This is a genomic window from Chloroflexota bacterium (assembly GCA_015478725.1).
Taxonomy (GTDB): Bacteria; Chloroflexota; Limnocylindria; order Limnocylindrales; family CSP1-4; genus C-114.
Genome location: JADMIG010000117.1, coordinates 1 through 1,387, shown reverse-complemented (window position 1 = coordinate 1,387; position 1,387 = coordinate 1). Strand labels below are relative to the sequence as shown.

Here is a 1,387-nt window from a genome sequence, read left to right as displayed (position 1 = left end):
AGTAGAGTCCCAGGACGTGGTGTAAGTAATCGGTCAACTGGCTAGCAAGCGGCCACAGCATCATCCTCATGTGACAGCATCACCCGCACACAAGGAGGATCTCTGTGACCACCCCCACCATGGACGCTCTCGACATCATCCGCAAGCACGCTGACGACGCGGACTTCGACTTCCTGCGAGAGGCGCTGCAAGTCGTCCTGCACGCTGTGATGGATGCCGACGTCAGTCAGCAGATCGGTGCCGCCTTGCACGAGCACACGCCCGCCCGCGTCACTTACCGCAACGGCTATCGCCCGCGCCGCTGGGACACCCGCGCGGGCACGATCGACCTGCGCATCCCGAAGCTACGGGAAGGCTCGTACTTGCCGCCCTTCCTGGAGCCACGCCGCCGCTCCGAACAAGCGCTCCTCGCTGTCATCCAGCAGGCATACGTCGAGGGCGTCTCCACGCGCCGCGTCGAGGATCTCGTGCAAGCGCTCGGCTGCGACGGCATCTCCAGGAGCGAGGTCTCGCGTATCTGTCAGACGCTCGACGTGCAGGTGCAGGCGTTCCGCGAACGGCCACTCGAGACGGGTCCGTATCCCTACATCTGGCTCGATGCCCTCACCCAGAAAGTGCGTGAGGGTGGCCGCGTCGTGAACGTCGCCGTCGTCGTCGCTACCGCGGTCAACGGGCAGGGGCAGCGCGAAGTGCTCGGGCTGGACTGTGGCGCAAGTGAAGACGGCGCCTTCTGGCTGAGCTTCCTGCGGTCGCTCTCCGCGCGCGGGCTCTCCGGCGTGCTAGCTCGTGATCTCTGACGCCCACCAGGGCCTCAGGGACGCGATCGCCGCTGTCTTCGCCGGCGCTGCCTGGCAGCGCTGCCGCACCCACTTCGCGCGCAACCTCCTCATCCGCGTCCCGAAGAGCGCACAGCCATTCGTCGCCACGCTCGTCCGGAGCGTCTTCGATCAGGCGTCGGCGGAGGAGGTCTGGGCACAGCATGCGCGTATTGTCCACCAGCTCGAGCCGCGGTTCCCGGACGCCGCGCGCATGCTCGCCGAGGCGGCACCCGAGATCCTGGCGTTCGCTGCGTTCCCGCAACAGCACTGGCGCAAGATCCGCTCCAACAACCCGCAGGAACGCCTCAACCTCGAGATCCGACGGCGCACCGATGTCGTCGGCATCTTCCCCAACCGCGCCGCGGTCGTGCGCCTCGTCGGCGCCGTCCTCGCCGAACAGCACGACGAGTGGATCGTCGGGCGGCGCTACCTCGCGGATGAGTCCCTGCGCCTCATCCCGGCGCACGATCTCTCAAACGCTCTCTATCCTCAAGGAAAAGAACAGGAGGAACCCATCGGACAGCTGCCCATCGCCGTGTAGACCGCGGCCTTCAGAGCGAGGATGATGT

Annotated in this window: 1 pseudogene; it reads left to right on the top strand. The window is 66.4% G+C overall.

Annotated elements, in window-relative coordinates:
- Positions 1 to 119: 119 nt before the first annotated feature.
- A pseudogene (locus IVW53_16020) lies at positions 120 to 1,266 on the top strand (IS256 family transposase).
- Positions 1,267 to 1,387: the final 121 nt, after the last annotated feature.